The following is a 23,676-nucleotide window of genomic DNA, read 5'->3' on the forward strand; positions in this document are numbered from 1 at the left end:
CCAGCTTCCTGTATCTCGAAACCCCCGCACAGCCCATGCACGTGTGCTCGGTGCTGGAACTGGACACGTCGACCATGCCGGGCGGCTACACCTTCGACCGGCTGCGTGACGCACTCTCGCTGACCATCAAGGCGATGCCGCAATTCCGCGAGAAGCTCGCCGACAGCCGGTTCAACCTCGATCACCCGGTGCGGGTGGAGGACAACGACTTTGACGTCAACCGCCACCTGCACCGGATCGGCTTACCCGCCCCGGGCGGACGCGCCGAGCTGTCGGAGATCTGTGGCCACATCGCCTCACTGCCACTGGACCGGACTCGCCCGCTGTGGGAGATGTGGGTGATCGAGAACGTCGCGGGCACCGATGCCCGCGCCGGTGGCCGGCTGGCGCTCATGACCAAGGTGCACCACTCGGCTGTCGACGGGGTGACCGGCGCCAACTTGATGTCGCAGCTGTGCACCACCGAAGCCGACGCCCCGCCGCCTGAGCCGGTGGAGGGAGTTGGCGGCGCCACCGAGGCCGAGATCGCCATCAGCGGTGCGCTGAGGTTTGCGGCCCGTCCGCTCAGGCTGGCCGACGTGCTGCCGTCCACCGCCAACACCGTCATCGACACGGTGCGGCGGGCGTTCAGTGGGCAAGCCATGGCCGCGCCGTTCAACGCGCCGAAAACCGCCTTCAACACCAACATCACCGGCGCTCGCAACGTCGCCTTCGCCCAGATGGACCTCGAGGACATCAAGACCGTCAAGAACCACTTCGACGTCAAGGTCAACGACGTGGTGATGGCCCTGGTGTCCGGGGTGCTGCGCCGCTTCCTCGACGAGCGAGGCGAACTACCCGAAAACTCCCTGGTGGCAATGGTGCCGGTGTCGGTGCACGACCGCTCCGACCGGCCCGGCCGCAACCAGGTGTCGGGGATGTTCTCGAAACTGGAAACCCACATCGCCGACCCGGCCGAACGGCTGCGCGCCATCGCCGCATCGAATTCCGTTGCCAAGCAACACAGTTCCGCGATCGGTGCCACGCTGCTGCAGGACTGGACCCAGTTCGCCGCGCCTGCGGTGTTCGGCGCCGCGATGCGCGTGTACGCGGCCAGCCGGTTGTCCGGGGCCAAACCCGTCCACAACCTGGTGATCTCGAATGTGCCCGGCCCGCAGGTGCCGCTGTACCTGTTGGGCTGCGAGGTCAAGGCCATGTACCCGCTCGGGCCGATCTTCCACGGGTCCGGGCTGAACATCACCGTGATGTCGTTGACCGGCATGCTCGACGTGGGCATCATGTCGTGCCCCGATCTGCTGCCTGACCTGTGGGATATGGCCGACGACTTCCACGTCGCCCTCGACGAACTCCTGGCCGCCACCCGAGAGCAACGGTAGCCTCGCCGTACCTGGGGAGTAGGCCGGGCCTGCGACGATGTCACGTCATGGCAGCATGGTCAGCCATGAAGGTCAGGACGAGGTTCGGCGCGCTGCTGGCGTTGACGGCGCTGGCAGCGGCAGGCTGCACCCAGGTGATCGACGGGCAGGCACAGATCGCGGTGCCCCGGCCCGGCACGCCGGTGCAGTGGCTGCCGTGCAACGCCGGTGCCGGTGACCACGTACAGATCCCCGACGGTGCCGAATGCGGCATGTTGTCGGTGCCGGTCGACTACGCCGCGCCCGACGGCGAGGTCGCGCGGCTGGCGATGATCCGTTTCCCGGCCGCCGGTCAGAAGATCGGCTCCCTGGTGATCAACCCGGGTGGCCCCGGTGAATCGGGCGTGGAATCGGCGGTGTCGCTGTTGCCGAGCCTGCCGCAGTCGGTCAAGGACCGCTTCGACATCGTCGGGTTCGATCCGCGCGGCGTGGGCTCCTCGATGCCGGCGGTGTGGTGCAACTCCGATGAGGACAACGACCGGTTGCGTGCCGATCCCACCGTGGAATACACCCCCGAAGGCGTCGAGCACCTGGAGAACGAAACCAAGGGCTTCGTCCAGCGCTGTGTCGACAAGATGGGCACCGAGTTCCTGGAGAACGTCGGCACCGACAACGTCGCCAAAGACCTGGACGCGATCCGGACCGCGCTCGGCGACGACAAGCTGACCTACCTGGGTTACTCCTACGGCACCCGCATCGGCGCCACCTACGCCGAGCAGTTCCCGCAGAAGGTCCGCGCCATGATCCTCGACGGCGCCGTCGACCCCAATGCCGATCCGGTCGAGGAGAACATCCGGCAGGCCGCGGCGTTCCAGAAGGCCTTCGACGATTACGCCGCGGACTGCGCAAAGAGCCCCGACTGCCCGCTGGGCACCGACCCGGCCAAGGCCGTCGAGGTGTACAAGAGCCTGGTCGACCCGCTCGTGGAACACCCGGCCCCCACGCGCGACGACCGCGGCCTGAGCTACAGCGACGCCACCGTGGGCACAATCCTGCCGCTGTACTCGCCGAACCTGTGGCGCCACCTGACCGAGGGCCTCAACGGGCTCAAGAAGGGCAACGGCGATGTGATGCTGGCGCTGGCCGACCTCTACATGGGCCGGGATGCCAAGGGCCACTACAACAATTCGACCGACGTGCGGGTCGCGGTCAACTGCGTGGACAAGCCCGCCATCACCGACCGGGCCACCGTCGTCGAGGAGGACCGCCGGGCCCGTGAGGTCGCCCCGTTCATGAGCTACGGCGAATTCACCGGCCACGCGCCGCTCGGCACCTGTGCCTTCTGGCCGGTGCCGCCGACCAGCACGCCGCACGAGATCTCGGTGAAGGGGCTGCCGCCGACGCTGATCGTCTCGACCACCAACGACCCGGCGACCCCGTACCAGGCCGGTGTCGACCTGGCCCGCCAACTCGGCGGCACCCTGGTGACCTTCGAGGGCACCCAGCACACCGTGGTGTTCCAGGGCAACAAGTGCATCGACGACATCGCCGCGACCTACCTGATCGACGTGACGGTGCCGCCGGCCGGAACCCGCTGCTGAGCGCGCCCGGCCGAGAAGGTCACCGGTTGGTCTCCGGCCGATTTCCGGTCGGCCTCAGCAGCAGACCTCGCGGTGGGCGCCGTGCGACCATGGCTGCCGTGCGGTGGGCGGGTGGTCGAGCGGCAAGAGTGTTCTGGGCCGCCCTGCTCGGGATGACCGCCGTGGTGGGTCCGATCGGACAACCGGTCGCGCAGGCATCGCCGGGATCGGCGCCGGAGTGGGGAAGTTGCGCCCGATGGGTGCAAGATCCGGCGGCGATCCCCACCGCACAATGCGGCACTGTGACCGTTCCACTGGACTGGAATTCACCGGATTCGCAAGGCGCACAACCACAGCTGGCGGTGATCCGGATACCGGCAAGCGGGCAGCGGATCGGTGCCCTGTTCATCAACCCCGGCGGTCCCGGTGCCTCGGCAGTGGACACCGTGGCCGGCATGGGGGCCGCGCTGGCCGGGTCGCCGCTGACCGATCGGTTCGATCTGATCGGGTTCGATCCGCGCGGTGTCGGGCACTCCACGCCGCAGTTGCGCTGCCGCACCGACGCCGAGATCGACGCCTACCGCCGCGAACCGATGGCCGACTACAGCCCGGCCGGCGTCGCCCACATCGAGTCCCTCTACCGGCGATTCGCCCAGCAGTGCCTGGACCGCATGGGCGCACCGTTCCTGGCCAACATCGGCACCGCGTCGGCGGTGCGGGACATGGATGCGGTGCGGGCGGCGTTGGGCGAAGAGCAGATCAACTATCTGGGCTTCTCCTACGGCACCGAGTTGGGCGGCGCCTACGCCGAACAGTTCGGCGAGCGGGTGCGCACCATGGTGCTCGACGGTGCCATCGACCCCAGCCTGGATCCGGTCACCAAGAACATCCGCCAGTTGGCCGGGTTCCAGAAGGCGTTCGAGACCTACGCCGCGGACTGCGCGAAATCGAGGGACTGCCCGCTCGGCACCGATCCCGCCCAGTTCACCAGCCGCTTCCAGCGCCTGGTGGATCCGCTGGCGGCGGCCCCGCGCCCGACGTCGGATCCCCGTGGGCTCGGCTATGCCGACGCCATCACCGGGACCGGCAATGCCTTGTACTCGGCCCGGTACTGGCCGTACCTGACCAGCGGCCTGCTCGGGTTGGCCCGGGGCACCGACCCGGGTGACCTGCTGCTGCTGGCCGACGATTACTGGCACCGCGACGAATCCGGGCATTACCGGAATCTGCAGGATGCATTCACCGCGATTCGATGTGTGGACGCGCCGTTCCCGACCGATCCGGCGGTGTGGGCCGACGCGGATCGACAAATCCGTGCCGTGGCGCCGTTTCTGGCCTACGGCGAGTTCACCGGGTATGCGCCGCGGGACATCTGCGCGCTGTGGCCGGTGCCCGCGACCTCGGTGCCTCACCCGGTCACCGGGCCGGGGCCGGGCAAGGTCGTGGTGGTGTCCACCACCGGCGACCCGGCCACGCCGTACCAGGCCGGTGTGGACCTGGCCCGGCAAATGGGTGCCGCGCTGATCTCGTTCACCGGCACTCAACACACCGTGGTGTTCAACGGGGACGCCTGCGTCGACACCGCCGTGCTGAACTTCTTCGTCAACCAAGCCTCGCCGGGCAACCTCTCCTGCTAACTCTTGCAGGGCCGTAACACAGATTTAACAGCCGATGCCTACGCTGCGGGCATGGACCGCCAGAAGGAATTCGTGCTGCGCACCCTGGAGGAACGCGATATCCGGTTCGTTCGGTTGTGGTTCACCGACGTGCTCGGCTACCTCAAGTCGGTGGCGATCGCACCCGCCGAACTCGAGGGCGCGTTCGAGGAGGGCATCGGTTTCGACGGCTCGTCGATCGAAGGCTTCGCCCGGGTGTCGGAATCCGACACCGTGGCGCGTCCCGACCCGTCCACGTTCCAGGTGTTGCCCTGGACCACCAGCGGCGGCCAGCACCATTCGGCGCGCATGTTCTGCGACATCACCATGCCCGACGGCTCGCCGTCGTGGGCCGATTCGCGGCACGTGCTGCGCCGGCAGCTGGCCAAGGCCAGCGACCTCGGGTTCTCCTGCTACGTGCACCCCGAGATCGAGTTCTTCCTGCTCCGGCCCGGCGAAGACGACGGCACCCCGCCCGTTCCGGCGGACAACGGCGGCTACTTCGACCAGGCCGTGCACGACACCGCCCCCAACTTCCGCCGCCACGCCATCGACGCCCTGGAACAGATGGGCATCTCGGTGGAGTTCAGCCACCACGAGGGCGCGCCGGGCCAGCAGGAGATCGACCTGCGCTACGCCGACGCACTGTCGATGGCCGACAACGTGATGACCTTCCGCTACGTGGTCAAGGAAGTGGCCCTCGGTGAAGGGGTGCGCGCATCGTTCATGCCCAAGCCGTTTGCCGAGCATCCCGGCTCGGCCATGCACACGCACATGAGCCTGTTCGAAGGCGACACCAACGCCTTCCACAGCCCTGACGATCCACTGCAGCTCTCCGATGTCGCCAAGTCCTTCATCGCGGGCATCCTGGAGCATGCGAGCGAGATCAGCGCCGTCACCAACCAGTGGGTGAACTCCTACAAGCGCCTGATCCACGGCGGCGAAGCGCCGACCGCGGCGTCCTGGGGAGCGGCCAACCGCTCGGCGCTGGTGCGGGTTCCGATGTACACCCCGCGCAAGGCCTCGTCGCGACGCGTCGAGGTGCGCAGCCCCGATTCGGCCTGCAACCCGTATCTGACCTTCGCGGTGTTGCTGGCGGCCGGTCTGCGCGGCGTCGAGAAGGGTTACGTTCTGGGCCCGCAGGCCGAGGACGACGTCTGGAGCCTGACGTCCGAGGAGCGGCGCGCCATGGGCTACCGGGAGTTGCCGTCCAGCCTCGGCAACGCGCTGGAGGCCATGGAGGGCTCCGAGCTCGTCGCGGAAGCGTTGGGGGAGCACGTGTTCGATTACTTCCTGCGTAACAAGCGCGCCGAGTGGGAGAACTACCGGAGCCACGTGACGCCCTACGAGTTGAAGAACTACCTGTCGCTCTGACCAGGGGGCGTTTGGGGGCCGTTCGTGCGCTACCGTCGTGAACGTGCCCAAACCTGCGACCGATCGCCCGAAACTGCCCAGCGTCGGTCGGCTCGGGCTGGTGCATCCGCAGGCCACCGCCGAACTTGATCGACTCGGCTGGAACACCGAGGCGCACGTCGAGCTGCTGTGGTCCCTGTCGCGCGCACCAGACGCCGACATCGCGCTGCTGGCCATGGTCCGCCTGGCCGACGAGCTGGACGAGGCGGACTGGAATGAGCTCAACCGGACGCTGCTGACGGACCGCGCCCTGCGTGGCCGGCTGTTCGGCGTCCTGGGATCCTCACTGGCCCTGGGCGATCATCTGGTGGCCCATCCCGAGTCGTGGCGGCTGCTGGCCGGTGAGGTGACACTGCCCGGTGCCGGCGAGCTGCGCGAGACCTTCACCACTGCGGCCCGCGACGTCGAAATCGACCGGGGCACAGGCACTGCCGTACCCCCACTGCGCGATCTGTACCGCGACCGGTTGCTGGTGCTGGCCGCCCTCGACGTTGCCTCGACCGTCGAGAACGAGCCGGTGCTGCCGTTCGTCGAGGTCGCCGCACACCTGTCGGACCTGGCCGACGCCGCACTGGGTGCGGCGCTGACGGTGGCCACCCGCGCCGTGTGCGGGGACGGGCCCGAACCTCGCCTGGCCGTCATCGCGATGGGCAAATGCGGTGCGCGCGAACTGAATTACGTCAGCGACGTCGACGTCATCTTTGTCGGGGAACCCGTGATCGATGACGCCGACGATTCGACAGGGGACAACCTGGCCACCGCCACCCGCGTCGCCGGTGAGATGATGCGCTTCGCTGCCGACGCCTTCTTCGAGGTCGACGCCGCGCTGCGTCCGGAAGGCAAACGCGGCCAACTGGTCCGGACCCTCGACTCCCACGTCGCCTACTACCAGCGGTGGGCCAAGACCTGGGAATTCCAGGCCCTGCTCAAAGCGCGACCGGCTACCGGCGATCCCGAGCTGGGCCAGGCCTACATCGACGCCTTGATGCCCATGGTGTGGACCGCCTGCGAGCGCGAGGATTTCGTGCCCGAGGTCCAGGCGATGCGTCGCCGCGTCGAAGAACTCGTCCCCGCCGGGGTGCGCGCCCGCGAACTCAAACTCGGCACCGGTGGCCTGCGGGACGTCGAATTCGCCGTACAGCTCCTGCAATTGGTGCACGGTCGCAACGACGACGCGCTGCATGTGGCCTCCACCGTCGATGCGTTGGCCGCTCTCGGCGACGGCGGATACGTCGGGCGGGACGACGCCGCCAACATGACCGCCTCCTACGAGTTCCTGCGTCTGCTCGAGCACCGCCTGCAGCTGCAACGGCTCAAGCGGACCCACATGCTGCCCGACGACAACGATGACGAGGCATACCGCTGGCTGGCCCGGGCCGCGCACGTCCGGCCCGACGGCCGCCACGATGCCCAAGGCGTGCTGCGCGAAGAGCTCAAGCGGCAGAGCATGCGGGTGTCACGCTTGCACGCCAAGCTCTTCTATCAGCCCCTGCTGGAATCGGTGGGCCAGCCCGCGGTGGGGATCGGCACCGGGATGAGCACCGAGGCCGCCGAACGCCAGCTCGCCGCACTGGGTTACGAAGGGCCGCAGAGCGCGCTGACCCACCTGGCCGCGCTCACCGGGCAGAGCGGACGCCGCGGCCGGGTACAACAGGTGCTGCTGCCGACGCTGCTGGACTGGCTGTCGGATGCGCCCGATCCGGATGCCGGCCTGCTGGCCTACCGCCGCATCAGTGAGGAGCTGGCCGAGCAGCGCTGGTATCTGTCCACCCTGCGCGACGAAGGCGCGGTGGCCAAGCGGCTGATGCGGGTGCTGGGTACCTCGGCCTACATCCCCGAGCTGTTGATGCGGGCCCCCGAGGTGATTCAGCTCTACGCGGACGGCCCCAACGGACCGAAACTGCTCGACGGCGAACCCGACAGTGTCGCGCGGGCACTCGTGGCCTCGGCCGGGCGGCACTCCGACCCGGTGCGCGGCATCGCGGCGGCGCGCACGCTGCGGCGTCGGGAACTCGCCCGCATCGCCTCGGCCGACGTGCTCGGATTACTCGACGTCACCGATGTGTGCAAGGCGCTGACCGCGGTGTGGGTGGCGGTGCTGCAGGCCGCCCTGAACGCCGTGATCCGGGCCAACACCCCGCAATCCGGTGTGCCGGCCCGCATCGCGGTGATCGGCATGGGCCGGCTCGGTGGCGGGGAGCTGGGCTACGGCTCGGACGCTGACGTGATGTTCGTCTGCGAGCCGCAGCCCGGTGTGGAGGACTCGGCTGCCGTGCGCTGGTCGGTGAGCATCGCCGAACAGGTCAGGGCCCTGCTGGGCACGCCGAGCGCCGACCCGCCGCTGGAGGTCGACACCGGGTTACGCCCCGAGGGGCGCAACGGGCCCCTGGTCCGCACGCTGGCCTCATATGCGGCCTACTACGAGCAGTGGGCGCAGCCGTGGGAGATCCAGGCGCTGCTGCGGGCTCACAGCGTCGCGGGCGACATGGAACTCGGGGAGCGCTTCCTGCTCATCGCCGACAAAACCCGTTACCCCTCGGGCGGGGTATCGGCGGAAGCGGTGCAGGAGATCCGCCGGATCAAGGCGCGGGTGGATGCCGAGCGTCTGCCGCGCGGCGCGGATCCCAACACCCACACCAAGTTGGGACGCGGCGGGCTGGCCGACATCGAATGGACCGTGCAGTTGTTGCAGCTGCGCCACGCGCACGAAGTACCGGCGCTGCACAACACCTCGACCTTGCAGACCCTCGATGCCATCGGCGCGGCCGAGCTGGTCGCCGAAAGTGACGTGGAATTGCTGCGCGACGCCTGGTTGACGGCCACCCGCGCCCGCAACGCGCTGGTGCTGGTGCGCGGCAAGCCGACCGATCAGCTACCCGGGCCGGGCCGTCAGCTCAACGCCGTGGCCTTGGCGGCCGGGTGGGGCAGCGACGATGGCGGCGAGTTCCTGGACAACTACCTGAGGGTGACTCGGCGGGCGAAGGGTGTGGTCCTCAAGATTTTCGGCGGCTGAGCCGCCAGAGGGGCCGGAGCGGCTGAGCCGCCCAGGGGGCCGGAGGGGGTGAGTGTTGGCGCGCTGGAACACCTGATAGTAAGTACGTCTATGAACCATACGTTCGACGTCCTCTCCGCCGCCGAGCACGATCGACTCGAGGCCGTCTACGTGCCGTTCGCCCGGGCGATGCGCGAGCTCGTCGACGCCGGCGTGCGCACCGAGGTGGACCCGCAGACCATCGCCGAGGCCACCGCCGCCGTCGAGGCCATCGCGGCGAGCCTGCGTGCCGAACAGCGGGACGGTCCGCAGGCGGTGGTGCACGCCGACACCGGCAGGCCGGTGGTGTGGGCGAATCCGGTTGTCGGACTGCGCAACGCGCTGGCCCCGCCACTGGTGATCGAGCATGCCGAAGACGGCAGCTGCTGGAGCGAATTCGTGCTCGGTGCGGCCTATGAGGGGCCGTTGGGGTGGGTGCACGGCGGCATCTGCGCTCTGGTGCTCGACCACATTCTCGGCGAGGTGGCCAGCGGCGGGCTGAACGAACCGCGTTACACGGGCACCATCACCTGCCGGTACCGCCGCGGCACGCCCTTGGGGCCGTTGCGCGCCGAGGCCTACATCGACCGGACCGAAGGCGTCAAAACCTTTGCGCGCGGCCATATCAGCGACGCAGACGGAATCACGGTCGAGGCCGAAGGCGTCTTCATCACCCCGGCCTGGGCCCGGAACGCCGGGTGAGGTTCTACGTCAGTACGGCCTTCATGGACACCCGTGAGGCCATCGAAGTGGCCAGGGCCGCAGACGATCTGGGCTACGACGGAATGGGCATCCCCGATCACGTGGTGAATCTGGAGACGCTGAGAACCCCATATCCCTACACCAAGGACGGCAAGCGGCGCTGGGAGGCGTTCACTGACTGGCCGGACCCGTGGGTGATGATCGGGGCGTTGGCGCTCGTCACGTCGCGGCTGAAGTTCGTCACCACGGTCTACCTGCCGGCGATGCGCGATCCGTACTCGGCGGCCAAAGCCATTGGTACCGCCGCCTATCTGGCCGGCGGGCGGCTGGAACTGGGCGTCGGCGTCGGCTGGTGTGAGGATGAGTTCGACCTGTTGGGCCAGCAGTTCGCGCGACGCGGCAAGCGCACGGACGAGATGCTCGAGTTGATGAAAGAGCTGTGGGCGCCGGGGTGGACGGAGTTCGACGGCGAATACTACTCGACACCGCGGTTGGAAATGGAGCCCACGCCGCCGCCGATCCCGATCTACGTCGGGGGATTGTCCGACATCGCACTGCGTCGCGCGGCGCGCCACGATGGCTGGATCGGCGATCTGATCTCCACTGAGGATGCACTACAGCGGGTTGAGCAGCTCCGTCGGCTTCGCACCGAAAGTGGTTTGACGATGGACGATTTCACCATCATCACGCCATTGACCGATGCCTTCACCGCCGAGCATTACGCGCGCGCGGAAGCCGGCGGTATCCGCGGCGTCATCACCATGCCGTGGATGTTCTACTCCGGTCCGCACGCCACGCTGGCCGAGAAGATCGACGGGATGACGCGCTTCCGCAAGGATCTCGCGTTGGATTAGGCCTTGTTCCGCGCGGCATCCACTGCGAACGCCCCACTGCCGATCGCGACCAACAGCAGGAAGCCGAAGCAGTACAGCACCGCAAGCTCACCGCCGTTCTCCGAAGGCCACAGCCCCTGGGGCTGGTGCTGCCAGAAGTACGCCACGGCCATCTGCCCGGCGGCGATGAAGGCCGCGATCCGAGTGAACAGGCCGATCAGGATCAGCAGGCCCAAGACGAGTTCGAGGACGCCCGCATACCAGACCGGCCAGGAGCCGACCGCGGCTGCGCCGCTCCCCATGTCGACGGGCCAGGCGAAGAGCTTCGACGTGCCATGGATCGTGAAGAGCAGGCCGAACACGATGCGGAAGATCCCGATGGCGGCGGGCGCGTACGAGGCGAGCCGGGAGTCGAGGTTGGACGTCATGATGTGACGATACTTGTTGACGGCCAGGAATCTCACAGCTCGAGGAGCACTGTTACCGGCCCGTCATTGACCAGTTCCACCTGCATGTGCGCACCGAAAACTCCCGTTTGCACAGTGGCGCCCAGCGTGCTCAGGGCGGCGGCGAATTCGGCCACCAGTGGTTCGGCGATCGAGCCCGGAGCCGCCGCGTTCCAGGACGGCCGCCTGCCCTTCTCGGTGTTGGCGTAGAGCGTGAACTGACTGATCACCAGAATCTGTGCGGCAAGGTCCGACGCAGACTTCTCGCCATCGAGAATCCTTAACTGCCACAACTTTTCGGCCATCCGGCGGGCCTTGGCCGCATCGTCGTCGTGGGTGACGCCGACCAGCGCCAGCAGCCCCTGGGTGTCGGGGTCGATGCGCCCGACCACCTCGCCGTCCACAGTGACACTTGCCGAGGACACCCGCTGCACCAGAACACGCATTGGCCCATTGTGCGGTGCGACCCGGCGAGCAGACACAGATGTCCCCGACACGCCGGGCGTGCGGGGACATCTGCGTCTGCTCGGGCTACGAGGTGCCTGACTTACACGTCGTAGTACAGGCTGAACTCGTACGGGTGAGGCCGGATCTGGATCGGCATGATCTCGTTCTCCCGCTTGTAGGAGATCCAGGTCTCGATCAGGTCCTCGGTGAACACGCCGCCCTCGGTGAGGTACTCGTGGTCCTCTTCGAGCTTGTCGATGACGGCGGCCAGCGAGGTCGGGGCCTGCGGGATGTTGGCGGCCTCGTCCGGCGGCAGCTCGTAGAGGTCCTTGTCGACCGGGGCCAGCGGCTCGATCTTCTTCTTGATGCCGTCGATGCCGGCCATCAGCATGGCCGCGAACGCCAGGTACGGGTTACCCGAGCTGTCCGGGCAACGGAACTCCAGGCGCTTGGCCTTCGGGTTGTTGCCGGTGATCGGGATACGCACACACGCCGAGCGGTTGCGCTGGCTGTAGACCAGGTTGATCGGCGCCTCGTAGCCGGGCACCAGACGCTTGTAGGAGTTCACCGTGGGGTTGGTGAACGCCAGCAGCGACGGGGCGTGGTGCAGGATGCCGCCGATGTAGTGGCGCGCGATGTCGGACAGGCCGGCGTAACCGGACTCGTCGTGGAACAGCGGCTGGCCGTCCTTCCACAGCGACTGGTGGGCGTGCATACCCGACCCGTTGTCGCCGAACAGCGGCTTGGGCATGAAGGTGACGGTCTTGCCGTTCTGCCAGGCGGTGTTCTTGATGATGTACTTGAACAGCAGCACATCGTCGGCCGCGTGCAGCAGGGTGTTGAACTTGTAGTTGATCTCGGCCTGACCGGCGGTGCCCACCTCGTGGTGACCGCGCTCGAGGGTGAATCCCGCGTTGATCAGGTTGGTCGCCATCTCGTCGCGCAGGTCGACGTAGTGGTCATACGGCGCGACCGGGAAGTAGCCGCCCTTGGGGCGCACCTTGTAGCCACGGTTGGCGCTGCCGTCGGCCTCGAAGGGCTCTCCGGTGTTCCACCAGCCCGACTCCGAGTCGACCTCGTAGAAGGTGCCGTTGATCTTCGAGTCGAACTGCACCGAGTCGAAGATGTAGAACTCGGCCTCGGCCCCGAAGAAGCAGGTGTCCGCGATACCGGTGCTGGCCAGGTAGTTCTCCGCCTTGCGGGCCACGTTGCGCGGATCACGCGAGTAGGCCTCACGGGTGAACGGGTCGTGCACGAAGAAGTTGAGGTTCAGCGTCTTGGCGGCGCGGAACGGGTCGATGCGCGCGGTGTCGGGGTCCGGCAGCAGCATCATGTCGGATTCGTGGATCGACTGGAAGCCGCGGACCGAGGAGCCGTCGAACGCGAGGCCGTCCTCGAAAACGCTCTCGTCGAACGCCGTTGCCGGGATCGAGAAGTGCTGGACGACTCCGGGCAGATCGCAGAAGCGAATGTCGACGTATTCGACGTTTTCGTCCTTGATCAGCTTGAAGATGTCGTCGGACGTCTTTTCTGCCACTTCAGTGTTCTCCTTTACTGGTAACCCGCGGGTTGACGCTAAGGACACGATGTTGCGCAGTCGTCAACCATATGTTGCGCGCAAGTTACGCAATGACGTTCATGTGTGACATGAGCTACCGACGGGCACGTAACCGGTCACGCCTATTCTGACCCTATGGCCCGCACCATGGGAACTTGGCTATCCGGACCCGGTCCGTTCGACGCCGGCGACGGGAATGACGCACCAGACGGCCGCGGTAAATACCCCGGTGAGCGGCTCGGCCTGCCCGAGTCCGGGTCCGGGTCGCTGGCCCGGATGGGGCGGCGCGTCGGCGCGCTCTGCATCGACTGGCTGGTGGCCTACGGGCTGGCCGGGTTGGCCATGGCGATGGGGCTGGTATCGCTTCCCATGCTGTCCACGGCGGTGCTGGTGGTCTGGATGGTGATCGGCACGATCGCGGTGCGGCTGTTCTCGTTCACGCCGGGGCAGCTCGCCGTCGGGCTGGCGGTGGTGCCTGCTGACGGCCGCGACCGGATCGGCATCGTGCGGGCATTCCTGCGGGTGGTGTTGATCGCCCTGGTGATCCCGCCGCTGGTCTCCGACCGCGATCTGCGTGGCTTGCACGACCTGGCGAGTCACACCGCCGTGGTGCGCCGCTAGCGCGACCCGAACGTGAAGAAGATCGCGAGATTCTTCGGAATCCTCGCGATCTTCGTCACACTCGGCGGTGCAGAACTGGCTAGCGCCGGCGCGCGGTGCGCTGGACACCGCGCATCTTCGCGCCCGCGGGCATCGGGCCCTTGGGCAACCCGGCGGGGCCGGTCTTGGTGCCGAGCGCCACCAACCGGGACTCGACGGAATCCATCTGCTTGACCGTGATGTTCGCCGGCAGCTTGTTCAGATGACGCTCCAGCTTGGACAGCGGGACCTCGCCCTCGCCGTTGCCGACCACGATGTCGTAGATCGGGATGTCGCCGATCAGCCGTGCGGTGCGCTTCTTCTCCTGGGCCAGCAGAGGTTTGACCCGGTTGGCCGAACCCTCGCCGACAAAGATCACGCCGGGCCGGCCGATCACCCGGTGCACGGCGTCGAAGTGCCCGGTCGCCGCGACGCCCGGCGTGACACGCCACTTGCCGCGCAGGTTGTCCAGTGCCCAGGCGGCCGCGCCGGTCTGGCCTTCGGCCTTGGCGTACACCGACTTCTGGGCCCGGCGGCCGAAGATGATGAACGCCACCAGCGCGCCCAACACCACACCGAGGGGGATCAGGGTGTACATGGTGAACCCACCGATGAGTACACCGGCGACCACCGCGGCAGCCACGATCAGCACGAAGGCGCTGACCATGTACGGCAACAGGCGCTTGTCCTCTTTGCGCTGCATCTGGAATGCCTGCCACAGTTGACTACGCCGCTGCTTGGAGGCCGCCTTACGGGCAGCCTTCGCCTCGGCCTTTGCCGCTTTCGTTTCTGCGGCAGTGCGGGTTTTCGCCATTACTTCAGGATACGGGGGGACGATCCGCGAACCGAACCCGTGCGGCCTGCGCATAGAGCCGGCCCGCACGGTACGACGAACGCACCAGCGGTCCGGCCAGGACGCCGGCGAATCCCAGGCCCTCGGCGTAGCTCGACAACTCCACGAACTCGTCGGGATGCACCCAGCGTTCGACCGGGTGATGCCGCGGTGACGGCCGCAGGTATTGGGTGATGGTGACGATGTCGCAGCCGGCCTCGTGGAGGTCCTGCAATGCCGTCTGCACCTCGTCGATGGTCTCGCCCATGCCGAGGATCAGGTTCGACTTGGTGACCAGGCCGAAGTTGCGGGCCGCGGTGATGACGTCCAGGCTGCGCTCGTAACGGAAGGCCGGACGAATGCGCTTGAATATGCGCGGCACCGTTTCGACGTTGTGCGCGAACACCTCCGGGCGTGACTCGAACACTTCCTCGAGCTGGTCGGGGTTGCCGTTGAAGTCCGGCGCCAGCAGCTCCACGCCGGTGTTCGGGTTGAGCCGCTTGATGTAGCGCACGGTCTCGGCATACAGCCAGGCTCCGCCGTCGGGCAGGTCGTCGCGGGCCACCCCGGTGACGGTGGAGTAACGCAAGCCCATCGCCTGCACGCTCTCGGCCACCCGGCGCGGTTCGTCACGGTCCAGCTCGGCCGGCTTGCCGGTGTCGATTTGGCAGAAGTCGCAGCGGCGGGTGCACTGCTCGCCACCGATCAGGAACGTCGCCTCCCGGTCCTCCCAGCATTCGAAGATGTTGGGGCAGCCGGCCTCCTCGCACACCGTGTGCAGGCCTTCGCGTCGCACCAGACCCTTCAGCTCGGTGTACTCGGGCCCCATCTTGGCCCGCGTCTTGATCCACGGTGGCTTGCGTTCGATGGGCGTCTGCGCGTTCCGCACTTCCAGACGCAGCAGCTTTCGACCTTCTGGAACGACACTCACAGATTCATCCTACGTTCAGGGCAACTTCGAGACGGCCGTCGAGCGCGTCACACACCGCGGCGGCGACGCGATCGGTGACGTTCTCGACCGTGATGTGACGGCCCAACTCGGCCGTCAGCGACGTGACTCCCGCATCGGCGATGCCGCACGGCACGATCGAGGAGTACGCGGACAGGTCGCAATCACAGTTCAGTGCGAAGCCGTGCAGAGTCGTGGCGCGGGATACCCGGATACCGATCGCGGCGACCTTGCGGGCCGGCTGCAGTTCATCGCCTGGCACCCAGACCCCGGAGCGTCCCTCGACCCGGCCGGTCTTCAGACCGAGGTCTGCGCATACCCGGATGAGTGCTTCCTCAAGGCGCCGAACGAAATTCACCACATCCAGCGGCTCGGTCAGCCCGATGATGGGGTAGCCCACCAGTTGGCCGGGACCGTGCCAGGTGATCTTGCCGCCGCGGTCGGTGTCGACGACGGGTGTGCCGTCCACCGGGCGTTCGTGCGGCTCGGTGCGCTTGCCGGCGGTGTACACCGCGGGGTGTTGCAGCAGCAACAGGGTGTCGGGCCCGCCGGCGACTCTGGCGTCGGCGATCTCACGCTGCAGCGCCCAAGCGTCCTGGTATTTGATCACGCCCATCCGCCGCACCTCGACCGGCCCGGCGCTTGAGCGGATGGACGTCACAGGCTCGACCGTACGCCCCCGCTGCGCGGCGACCCGGGTCATGCGTCTTTGGGTGCGGTGGCGTACGCCAGCGCCTCACCCACGGTGTTGTGGTGGAAAGTAAAACCGGCGCGCTCCAATGCGGCCGGGATCGCCCGCTGGCCCACCAGCAGGCCCTCATCGGCGATCTCGCCGACCAGGGCACGCAAGGCGAAACCCGGCACGATCGCCGGAGCGGGCCGGTTGACCGCCCGGCCCAGCGCCGCGGTGAACTCGGCGTTGGTGACCGGCGCGGGGCCGGTGAGATTGACCGGGCCCGAGAGACTTTCGTTCGAGATCGCAAACAGCACGGCACGGACCTCGTCCTCCAGACTGATCCACGGAACGTACTGCCGGCCGTTGCCCAACCGCGCGCCCAGGCCCAGCGAGAACAGCGGCTTGAGGCGGCTCACCATGCCGCCGGAGGGCGACATCACCAGACCGGTGCGCAGCAGCACCACCCGGGCGCCGGCGGCCACGGCCCCAGCGGTGGCCGCCTCCCAGTCCGCGCACAGCCGGGCCAGGAAACCTTGTCCCTCGGGTGCGGTCTCGTCGGTCACCCGACCGCGGGTATCGCCGTAGTAGCCGACGGCACTGGCGTTGACCAGGACCGGTACCCCGGCGTCGGCGACGGCGCCGGCGAGCACCTCGGTGGGCCCGATGCGGCTGTCGCGCAGGCTCTGTTTGAACGCGCCCGACCACCGCTTGTCGCCGACCCCGACGCCGCAGAGGTTCACCACCGCGTGCACGCCGCGGATGGCGTCGGCATCGAACTCTCCGGTATCGGGGTTCCAGAACAACTCGTCGCCGTTCGACGGTGCCCGGCGAACGATTCGGAGAACCCGGTGATCGGCGGCGCGCAGTGCGGCAACCAGCGCCGAACCGATCAGACCGGACGATCCCGCTATCGCGATGACGGCGTCCGCCACAGTGGGGAGCCCCTCCTAACGGCCCTTACAGCCCGAGGTCGGCCTCGAATGCACCTTCTTCGAGCCGGCGCTTGATGGTGGTCACGAATCGGCCGGCGTCGGCGCCGTCGATCAGTCGGTGGTCGTAGGTCAGCGGCAGGTAGCACACCGACCGCACACCGATCGACTCGTTGCCGTACTCATCGGAGATCACCCGCGGGCGCTTGACGATCGCGCCGGTGCCCAGCATCGCCGCCTGCGGCGGCACCAGGATGGGCGTGTCGAACAGCGCACCCTGGCTGCCGATGTTGGTGATCGTGAACGTGCCACCGGCCAGCTCGTCGGGCTTGAGGTTGCCCGACCGGGCACGGGCCGCGATGTCGGAGATGGCGCGCGCCAGCCCGCCCAGCGACAGGTCACCGGCGTTGTGGATCACCGGGGAGAGCAGACCCTGTTCGGTGTCGACCGCGAAGCCGAGGTGCTCGGCGTCGTAGTAGGTGATCTCCTTGGTGTCCTCGTTGTAGCTGGCGTTGACGTTCGGGTGCGCCTTGAGCGCATCGATGACGGCGCGGGCGATGAACGGCAGATACGTGAGGTTGACCCCCTCGCGCTCGGCGAAGTCGGCCTTCGCCCGGGCACGCAACGCCACGATCTTGGTCATGTCGACCTCGTGGGTCTGCGTCAGCTGCGCCGTCGCCTGCAGGGATTCGCGCGTCTTCTTGGCCGTGATCTGGCGAATTCGGTTGGCCTTCTGCGTGGTTCCGCGCAGATGCGCCAGCGCCGGGGCCGGCGTGGCCGAGGCCGCGGGTGCGGCGGCGGCAGGGGCCGCAGCGGCGGGCGCCGACGCGGCCGGGGGAGCCTTCTTCGCTTCCGCGGCGGCCAGCACATCCTGCTTGCGGATACGACCACCGACGCCGGTGCCCTTCACCTGGGCGAGGTCGACGCCGTTCTCCGAGGCCAACTTCCGCACCAGCGGCGTGACATACGGCGAGCCGTCACCGGCTGCGGCGGGCTCGGCCTTGGGTTCGGGCTTGGGCTCGGCCTTGGGCTCCGGCTTGGGCTCGGGCTTCGGCTCCGGCTTCGGTTCGGGCTTGGGTTCCGGCTTCGGCTCGGATTTCGGTTCGGGCTTGGGCTCGGGAGCCGGCTCCTGGGCCGCACCGGCCTCCCCGATCTTGGCGAGCTCGCCACCGACGGCGACGGTGTCGTCCTCTTCGGCGGTGATCTCCAGCAGGGTGCCGGCAACCGGGGACGGAATCTCGGTGTCGACCTTGTCGGTGGACACCTCCACCAGCGGCTCGTCCACGCCGACGGAGTCACCGACCTTCTTGAGCCACCGGGTGACGGTGCCCTCGGTGACCGACTCGCCCAACTCGGGCATGGTGACCGTGGTGGCCGATCCCGACGCGGCCGGCTTGGCCGGGGCGGCAGGCTCCGGCGCGGGGGACTCGGACGGAGCGGCCGACGGCTGGGTGGCCTGCGGTTCGGGCTCGGGCTCGGGCTTGGATTCCGGCTCTGCGGACGCCGACGCCCCCGACGATTCGCCGGCCTCGCCGATGACTGCGAGCTCCCCGCCGATCTCGACGGTGTCGTCCTCCTGGGCGACGATCTTGGTCAAGACGCCGGCGGCCGGGGACGGGATCTCGGTGTCGACCTTGTCCGTGGACACCTCCAGCAGCGGCTCGTCGAGTTCGACGGTGTCGCCCTCCTGTTTAAGCCAACGGGTGACGGTCCCTTCAGTGACGCTCTCACCTAGCGCGGGCATCTGGACGGAGATGGCCATGTGTATTGACTCCTCAGACGGTCATGTGACGACTCGAACTCTGGCTTACCACAGCTGGGTGCACTGGGTGCGGCACCTAACTGGATTGTCGGAACCATCCTGTCACTGCAGCACCATTCGCACGCACTCAGGGTTACCGCGAGCTCTGGCACTATCGGATGTAGGTGTGCAGGGCAGTTCGCCGAACTTCCGCAGAATTGAGGAGAGTGTTGCGTTGGGGCTGTTCGACGCGTTTCGCCGCGGTCGCCCGGCGCGCCGATCCGGCGGAGATCGGGCTGAGGATCTGCGATATCTGCAGCAGTGGGTGGCCGATCACGTCGGCGTCGAGGCATTCGTCGAGCCCCGGACCACCGTCACCGAGGTGACCGTCGTCCTCGTCGCCGCCGACGGGGAGTGGACCCGGCGCCGCGCCGGAGGTGAGGCCGGCGCGCGTCGCCTCAGTGACCGGCTGCAGATCCCGGTCTACGACGTGCAGAAGGTCGGTTATCCCCAACGCATGCGCGACTACGACGCGCGGCGACGCATCGAACGGCAACGCGCGCTGCGGCAGGAGCTCGACGACCGTTAGAGTCAAGACAGCCGATACCTGAGGTATTGGATACTGTTAGTCACAGTTACCTCGTGGAGGGGTGGACATGCAGCGCTTCGTCGTCAGCTCGGACGGGACCCGTATCGCGGTTTACGAACAAGGGGATCGGGAGCGCCCCACGTTGGTGATGGCCCACGGATGGCCCGACTCGCACGTGTTGTGGAACGGGGTGACGGGCGAACTGGGCGACCGCTACCGCATCGTCCGTTACGACAACCGCGGTGCCGGCGCCTCGGATGTACCCAAACGCGTCGCCGCCTATCGCATGGACCGCTTCGCCGATGACCTGTCCGCGGTCATCGACGCGGTCAGCCCCGACCGTCCGGTCCACCTGCTGGCGCACGACTGGGGATCGGTGGGGGCATGGGAGTACCTCAGCCGCCCGGGTGCTGCCGAGCGGGTGGCGTCCTTCACCTCGGTGTCGGGTCCCAGCACCGACCATTACGGGTCGTTCGTGCGCCGTCGGTTGGCCCGGCCGTACCGGCCCATCCAGTTCGCCAGGGCGCTGGATCTGGCCTCGCGGTTCAGCTACTGGATCCCGTTCTCGGTGCCGGTGATCGCGCCGGCTCTGATGCGCCGTGGGGCTGCGCGTCGACTGCAGGCCATCGACACCCCCGGCCCCAAGTACCAGTCCGAGACACTCGACACCGATGCGGCGAACTCGCTGAAGATCTACCCCGCCAACGCAATCCGATCGTTCACCACGCTGCGCAAAGATCACTACGTGACAGTGCCGGTGCAGTTGATCTGCAACGACCACGACCCGGTGGTGCGAGGCCACGGCTACGACGAGGAATCCACCTGGGTGCCGCTGCTGTGGCGCCGCGACCTCAAAGCCGGTCACTGGGCACCGTTCTCGCATTGGCGTGCCATCGCCAACGCGACGGCCGAGCTGATCGACCACATCGAGGGGGCCCCGGCGGCCCGCGCATTGCGCCGCGCACAGATCGGGCGGGCCCGCGAACCCTTCGGCGACACACTGGTTTCCGTGACCGGGGCGGGCAGCGGCATCGGCCGGGCCACCGCGCTGGCGTTCGCGGCCCAGGGTGCCGAACTGGTGGTCAGCGACATCGACAAAGATGCCGCAGCGGCCACAGTTGACGAGATCATCGCGGCCGGCGGCGTGGCACACGCCTACCAGCTCGACGTGGCCGACGCCGAGGCGGTCGAGGCCTTCGTCGAACAGGTCTGCATCACCCACGGCGTGCCCGACGTGGTGGTCAACAACGCCGGCATCGGCCATGGGGGAAAATTCCTCGACACCCCCGCCGATCAGTACGACCGCGTGCTGGAGGTGAACTTCGGCGGTGTGGTGAACTGCTGCCGGTCTTTCGCCCGGCGTCTCGTCGAGCGCGGCACCGGCGGCCACATCGTCAACGTGGCGTCGATGGCCGCCTATTCACCGTCGGCGTCGATGAACGCCTACGCCACCAGCAAGGCGGCGGTGTTCATGTTCTCGGACTGCCTGCGTGCCGAATTGGATTCGGCCGGAATCGGTTTGACCACGATCTGCCCGGGCGTCGTCGACACGAACATTATCGACACCACCCGCTTCGACGTCCCGGCCGAGCAGCAGGGCCAGATCGACCAGTTGCGGGCCAGGACCAAGAAGGCCTTCGCCGCGCGGCGCTACGGTCCGGAGAAGGTGGCCAAGGCCATCGTCGCCGCCGTCGTCAAGGATCAGGCGATCCGCCCCGTCACCCCCGAGGCCTATGCGGCCTATGGGCTGGCGCGGCTCGTGCCCTCGGCACTGCGCCGGGTGGCGCGGTCCGGGTCGCTCTAGCCGCTACTGCGGATGGGTGGCGAGGTATTCGCCTACCGGAATGGGTGATTCGGTCGCATACCCGATCGGCAGCAGGACGTCGCCGGCAGTGGTCACGTAGTAGACGTCCCAACGGTAGAACGCGCCGAACGCCGCCGGATCGGCTGCGAGCGCCGCGGCGTAGGCGTGGACCGCACGCACGTACGCGTCGGCGTTGTTGTACCGGAACAGGGCATGGTCCGGATCGTTGGCAAATCCGTTGGCGGCCAGGTAACGACCGGCCGCCAGGATGCTGTCGCGGGGCGCGTTGATGTCGCCGCCCGCGCCGTAGGCCGCGAACGTGGAGGGCATGAATTGCATCGGCCCCTGCGCCCCGGCGAGGCTGGTTCCTCGCACGCTGCCGAAATGCGTTTCGATCAGGTTGATCGCGGCCAGGTAGTTCCAGCCCACGCCGGAGGCTGCCTCGGTCTCGCGGTAACAATCAAGCAGCAGTTCGGCCGGCGGCGGCGGTTCGATGCGCCAGGCGGGCAACGTGTCTCGCGGTTCGGCCAGCGTGGCGAGCTGCCGCCGCGCGTCGACGTTGTGGTCGTAGAACGCGATCAGATCGGCGGGGATACGCGGCCGGATGATGCCGTCCCACTCAGGATGGCGGCCGATGGCCCGGTAGGCCACCTGCTGACGCCGGGCAGCTTGGGTGAGCGCAGGCTCCGGCGTCGACCGATTGCGCAGGGCCCGCTCGTCGGATACCAGATCGTCCGCCAGTTGCGCCGGGTCTGTCGCGAGCCGCGGCTGCGCGCCGCCGGGGGAGGGCTGCGTGGTGGTCGTCGGCGACGGTGCCCTCGAGGAAGCGGGGCTTGCGGTGTCCGACGATTCCGCGCACCCGACGAGACCTACGCCCAACGTGAACACGATGGCGAGATTGCCGAGATATCGCGCCATCGTGTTCACATTCGGCGGGGGCATGGGATCAGCCGTTCACGGCTCAAGCTCAATCAGCCGTTCGCGGCTATATCCTCCAACACGGCGAACATCGTCCGCGTCGGCACACCGGTGCCACCCTTGGGGGTGTAACCCCACGGGCCGCCGGTGTTGTAGGCCGGTGCGGCGATGTCGATGTGCGCCCACTGGACCCCGTCGGCGACGAACTCACGCAGGTAGGTGCCCGCCACCAGCATCCCGGCGAAGCGGGATCCGCTGACGTTGGCCAAATCGGCCACCGTGGACTTGAGCTCATCCTTGAGCTCCTCGGGAAGTGGCATGGCCCAACCGTTTTCGCCCACGGACTGCGACAGCGTCGCGACCCGGTCGCGGAACTCGTCGCTGCCCATCACCCCGGGCGTGCGGGCACCCAGCGCGACTGTCTGCGCGCCCGTCAGCGTCGAGGTCTCGATCAGGTAGTCCGGGTCGTCCTCGCAGGCCCGCACGATCGCGTCGGCCAGGATCAGCCGGCCCTCGGCGTCGGTGTTGAGCACCTCGACCGTGATCCCGCCGTACTGGGTCAGCACATCGCCGGGACGCTGCGCGGTCGACGACGGCATGTTCTCGGCCATCGGCACGGTCGCGATCACCTCGATCGGCAACTTCTGCTTGGCGGCCAGCACCACGGTCGCGATGACCGCCGCCGCGCCGCCCATGTCGGACGTCATGTGGTGCATGTTGGCGGCCGGCTTGATCGAGATGCCGCCGGTGTCGAACGTGATGCCCTTGCCGACGAGCGCGACCCTCTTGGTGCCCGCACCGCCACGATGGATCAACCGGACCAGGCGCGGCGGCCGGGAGGATCCCTTGCCCACCCCGACGATGCCGCCGTACCCGGCCTCGGCCAGGGCCTCGTCATCGAGCACCTCGACCTCGAGACCGGCCGCTTCACCCAAAGCCTTTGCCCGATCGGCGAATTCAGCCGGGAAGAGATGGCTGGGGGGAGTGTTCACGAAGTCCCGGGCCGTCGCGACCGCCGACGCCACATCGACTGCCCGCTGCACGGACTGCTCGGCATTCTCGTCGGCCGTCAGCGCGGTGATGGCGGTCTGGCCGGAATCCTTGGGCGCGGTCTTTTCGCTGCGGAAGTCGTCGAAGCGGTAGGCGCCCAGGATCAGGCCCTCGACGGCGGCCTCGGGATCGATCGCCGACAGCGACGTCACCACCGTGGCGACCTTGTCGAGGGCGCGCGCGGCGGTACCGGCGGCCCGGCGGATCACGTCGGCGGGCCACTCGTCGCGCGGCTTGCCCAGACCCACGGTGAGCACGCTGGCCACCGGAAGCGAGGCGACGACCAGCCGATGCGTCTGGCCTTCACCGCCGGTGGCGCCCAGCGCCTGCAGGCCGGATTCGACTGCCGCCACCGCCTCGTCGTCGAGGTAGGGCTGTGGCGACAGGATCTTCGGGCCCGCCTCGTCACTGACGACGCCGATGACGAGGACGGCCTCGGCCACCCCCTCGCGGGGCAGCGAGGAGCTGACGGTGACGGTGGGTGTCTGGTAACCGGGATCTGCAGGACTCACAGGCCTCAGCCTAGCCA

General features: G+C 68.0%; 20 protein-coding genes. 10 read left to right on the forward strand and 10 right to left on the reverse strand.

Annotation, left to right across the window (positions count from 1 at the left end; genetic code table 11):
* Positions 1-35: 35 nt before the first annotated feature.
* The 7 genes from A5733_RS24460 (at position 36) to A5733_RS24490 (ending at position 10,590) form a co-directional block, all read left to right on the forward strand.
* The gene (locus A5733_RS24460) at positions 36-1,376 is read left to right on the forward strand and encodes a wax ester/triacylglycerol synthase family O-acyltransferase (protein WP_369830967.1); all 1,341 of its coding nucleotides are present in this window, start codon (positions 36-38) and stop codon (positions 1,374-1,376) included.
* A 65-nt stretch (positions 1,377-1,441) separates the two neighbouring features.
* A complete protein-coding gene (locus A5733_RS24465) occupies positions 1,442-2,956 on the forward strand; it encodes an alpha/beta hydrolase (RefSeq protein ID WP_198938923.1) in 1,515 nt (504 codons plus the stop codon).
* 89 nt (positions 2,957-3,045) lie between these two features.
* Positions 3,046-4,572 carry an alpha/beta hydrolase gene (locus tag A5733_RS24470; protein ID WP_076241971.1) on the forward strand — a complete coding sequence of 509 codons (1,527 nt, stop codon included), beginning with the start codon at positions 3,046-3,048 and terminating at the stop codon, positions 4,570-4,572.
* 51 nt (positions 4,573-4,623) lie between these two features.
* On the forward strand, positions 4,624-5,964 hold the full coding sequence (locus A5733_RS24475; RefSeq protein ID WP_067774255.1) for a glutamine synthetase family protein: 1,341 nt from the start codon (positions 4,624-4,626) through the stop codon (positions 5,962-5,964).
* Between the two features lie 37 nt (positions 5,965-6,001).
* Positions 6,002-9,016 carry a bifunctional [glutamine synthetase] adenylyltransferase/[glutamine synthetase]-adenylyl-L-tyrosine phosphorylase gene (locus A5733_RS24480; RefSeq protein WP_142254191.1) on the forward strand — a complete coding sequence of 1,005 codons (3,015 nt, stop codon included), beginning with the start codon at positions 6,002-6,004 and terminating at the stop codon, positions 9,014-9,016.
* Between the two features lie 90 nt (positions 9,017-9,106).
* Positions 9,107-9,736 (forward strand): PaaI family thioesterase, encoded by a 630-nt coding sequence (locus A5733_RS24485; protein ID WP_076241972.1) that lies wholly within the window; start codon positions 9,107-9,109, stop codon positions 9,734-9,736.
* Complete coding sequence (locus tag A5733_RS24490) at positions 9,733-10,590, forward strand: TIGR03619 family F420-dependent LLM class oxidoreductase (protein WP_076241973.1); 858 nt, start codon at positions 9,733-9,735, stop codon at positions 10,588-10,590. The genes A5733_RS24485 and A5733_RS24490 overlap by 4 nt, the downstream gene beginning before the upstream one ends.
* On the opposite strand, the gene A5733_RS24495 is transcribed toward A5733_RS24490, so the two are convergent.
* The 3 genes from A5733_RS24495 to glnA all read right to left on the reverse strand — a co-directional run bounded on the left by A5733_RS24495 (position 10,587) and on the right by glnA (position 12,999).
* Positions 10,587-10,997, reverse strand: a complete 411-nt coding sequence (locus A5733_RS24495) for a DoxX family protein (RefSeq protein ID WP_067774414.1) — start codon at positions 10,995-10,997, stop codon at positions 10,587-10,589. The two genes, A5733_RS24490 and A5733_RS24495, sit on opposite strands and share 4 nt — an antisense overlap.
* 32 nt (positions 10,998-11,029) lie before the next feature.
* Complete coding sequence (dtd, locus tag A5733_RS24500) at positions 11,030-11,461, reverse strand: D-aminoacyl-tRNA deacylase (RefSeq protein WP_076241974.1); 432 nt, start codon at positions 11,459-11,461, stop codon at positions 11,030-11,032.
* Between the two features lie 101 nt (positions 11,462-11,562).
* Positions 11,563-12,999, reverse strand: a complete 1,437-nt coding sequence (glnA, locus tag A5733_RS24505) for a type I glutamate--ammonia ligase (RefSeq protein ID WP_067774266.1) — start codon at positions 12,997-12,999, stop codon at positions 11,563-11,565.
* 156 nt (positions 13,000-13,155) lie between these two features.
* Here glnA and A5733_RS24510 point away from each other — a divergent pair, with 156 nt between their 5' ends.
* Positions 13,156-13,641, forward strand: coding sequence for an RDD family protein (locus A5733_RS24510; protein ID WP_197508369.1), 486 nt, complete (start codon positions 13,156-13,158; stop codon positions 13,639-13,641).
* A 79-nt stretch (positions 13,642-13,720) separates the two neighbouring features.
* Here the strand turns inward: A5733_RS24510 and A5733_RS24515 are convergent, their stop codons facing one another.
* The 5 genes from A5733_RS24515 to sucB are packed head-to-tail and all read right to left on the reverse strand — an operon-like array spanning position 13,721 to position 18,807.
* Complete coding sequence (locus A5733_RS24515; RefSeq protein WP_076241975.1) at positions 13,721-14,473, reverse strand: DUF4191 domain-containing protein; 753 nt, start codon at positions 14,471-14,473, stop codon at positions 13,721-13,723.
* Between the two features lie 4 nt (positions 14,474-14,477).
* On the reverse strand, positions 14,478-15,422 hold the full coding sequence (gene lipA / locus A5733_RS24520; RefSeq protein WP_067774272.1) for a lipoyl synthase: 945 nt from the start codon (positions 15,420-15,422) through the stop codon (positions 14,478-14,480).
* A 4-nt stretch (positions 15,423-15,426) separates the two neighbouring features.
* Positions 15,427-16,143, reverse strand: a complete 717-nt coding sequence (gene lipB, locus A5733_RS24525) for a lipoyl(octanoyl) transferase LipB (RefSeq protein WP_198938924.1) — start codon at positions 16,141-16,143, stop codon at positions 15,427-15,429.
* Positions 16,140-17,048, reverse strand: coding sequence for a TIGR01777 family oxidoreductase (locus A5733_RS24530; protein ID WP_076241976.1), 909 nt, complete (start codon positions 17,046-17,048; stop codon positions 16,140-16,142). Before A5733_RS24530 ends, lipB begins: the two co-directional genes overlap by 4 nt.
* 25 nt (positions 17,049-17,073) lie before the next feature.
* Positions 17,074-18,807: a 2-oxoglutarate dehydrogenase, E2 component, dihydrolipoamide succinyltransferase gene (sucB, locus tag A5733_RS24535; RefSeq protein ID WP_076241977.1), complete on the reverse strand. Its 1,734-nt coding sequence runs from the start codon at positions 18,805-18,807 to the stop codon at positions 17,074-17,076.
* A 214-nt stretch (positions 18,808-19,021) separates the two neighbouring features.
* On the opposite strand from sucB, the gene A5733_RS24540 reads away from it, so the two are divergent.
* Together A5733_RS24540 and A5733_RS24545 are read left to right on the forward strand one after the other, a co-directional pair.
* A complete protein-coding gene (locus A5733_RS24540; protein ID WP_067774280.1) occupies positions 19,022-19,375 on the forward strand; it encodes an oxidoreductase in 354 nt (117 codons plus the stop codon).
* A 67-nt stretch (positions 19,376-19,442) separates the two neighbouring features.
* Complete coding sequence (locus tag A5733_RS24545; protein WP_067774432.1) at positions 19,443-21,179, forward strand: SDR family oxidoreductase; 1,737 nt, start codon at positions 19,443-19,445, stop codon at positions 21,177-21,179.
* A 3-nt stretch (positions 21,180-21,182) separates the two neighbouring features.
* On the opposite strand, the gene A5733_RS24550 is transcribed toward A5733_RS24545, so the two are convergent.
* The gene (locus tag A5733_RS24550) at positions 21,183-22,097 is read right to left on the reverse strand and encodes a lytic transglycosylase domain-containing protein (protein WP_067774434.1); all 915 of its coding nucleotides are present in this window, start codon (positions 22,095-22,097) and stop codon (positions 21,183-21,185) included.
* Positions 22,098-22,150: 53 nt separating this feature from the next.
* A complete protein-coding gene (locus tag A5733_RS24555; RefSeq protein ID WP_067774283.1) occupies positions 22,151-23,659 on the reverse strand; it encodes a leucyl aminopeptidase in 1,509 nt (502 codons plus the stop codon).
* Positions 23,660-23,676 lie beyond the last annotated feature (17 nt).

This window comes from Mycobacterium sp. NS-7484 (assembly GCF_001953975.1).
In the GTDB taxonomy this organism is placed as follows: domain Bacteria; phylum Actinomycetota; class Actinomycetes; order Mycobacteriales; family Mycobacteriaceae; genus Mycobacterium.

Bases quoted from the DNA above. Each gene is read 5' to 3' on its own strand.
- A5733_RS24460 (WP_369830967.1), top strand. From the start codon at position 36: ATGCACGTGTGCTCGGTGCTGGAACTGGACACGTCGACCATGCCGGGC.
- A5733_RS24465 (WP_198938923.1), top strand. From the start codon at position 1,442: ATGAAGGTCAGGACGAGGTTCGGCGCGCTGCTGGCGTTGACGGCGCTG.
- A5733_RS24470 (WP_076241971.1), top strand. From the start codon at position 3,046: ATGGCTGCCGTGCGGTGGGCGGGTGGTCGAGCGGCAAGAGTGTTCTGG.
- A5733_RS24475 (WP_067774255.1), top strand. From the start codon at position 4,624: ATGGACCGCCAGAAGGAATTCGTGCTGCGCACCCTGGAGGAACGCGAT.
- A5733_RS24485 (WP_076241972.1), top strand. From the start codon at position 9,107: ATGAACCATACGTTCGACGTCCTCTCCGCCGCCGAGCACGATCGACTC.
- A5733_RS24495 (WP_067774414.1), bottom strand. From the start codon at position 10,997: ATGACGTCCAACCTCGACTCCCGGCTCGCCTCGTACGCGCCCGCCGCC.
- dtd (WP_076241974.1), bottom strand. From the start codon at position 11,461: ATGCGTGTTCTGGTGCAGCGGGTGTCCTCGGCAAGTGTCACTGTGGAC.
- A5733_RS24510 (WP_197508369.1), top strand. From the start codon at position 13,156: ATGGCCCGCACCATGGGAACTTGGCTATCCGGACCCGGTCCGTTCGAC.
- A5733_RS24515 (WP_076241975.1), bottom strand. From the start codon at position 14,473: ATGGCGAAAACCCGCACTGCCGCAGAAACGAAAGCGGCAAAGGCCGAG.
- lipB (WP_198938924.1), bottom strand. From the start codon at position 16,143: ATGACCCGGGTCGCCGCGCAGCGGGGGCGTACGGTCGAGCCTGTGACG.
- sucB (WP_076241977.1), bottom strand. From the start codon at position 18,807: ATGGCCATCTCCGTCCAGATGCCCGCGCTAGGTGAGAGCGTCACTGAA.
- A5733_RS24545 (WP_067774432.1), top strand. From the start codon at position 19,443: ATGCAGCGCTTCGTCGTCAGCTCGGACGGGACCCGTATCGCGGTTTAC.
- A5733_RS24550 (WP_067774434.1), bottom strand. From the start codon at position 22,097: ATGGCGCGATATCTCGGCAATCTCGCCATCGTGTTCACGTTGGGCGTA.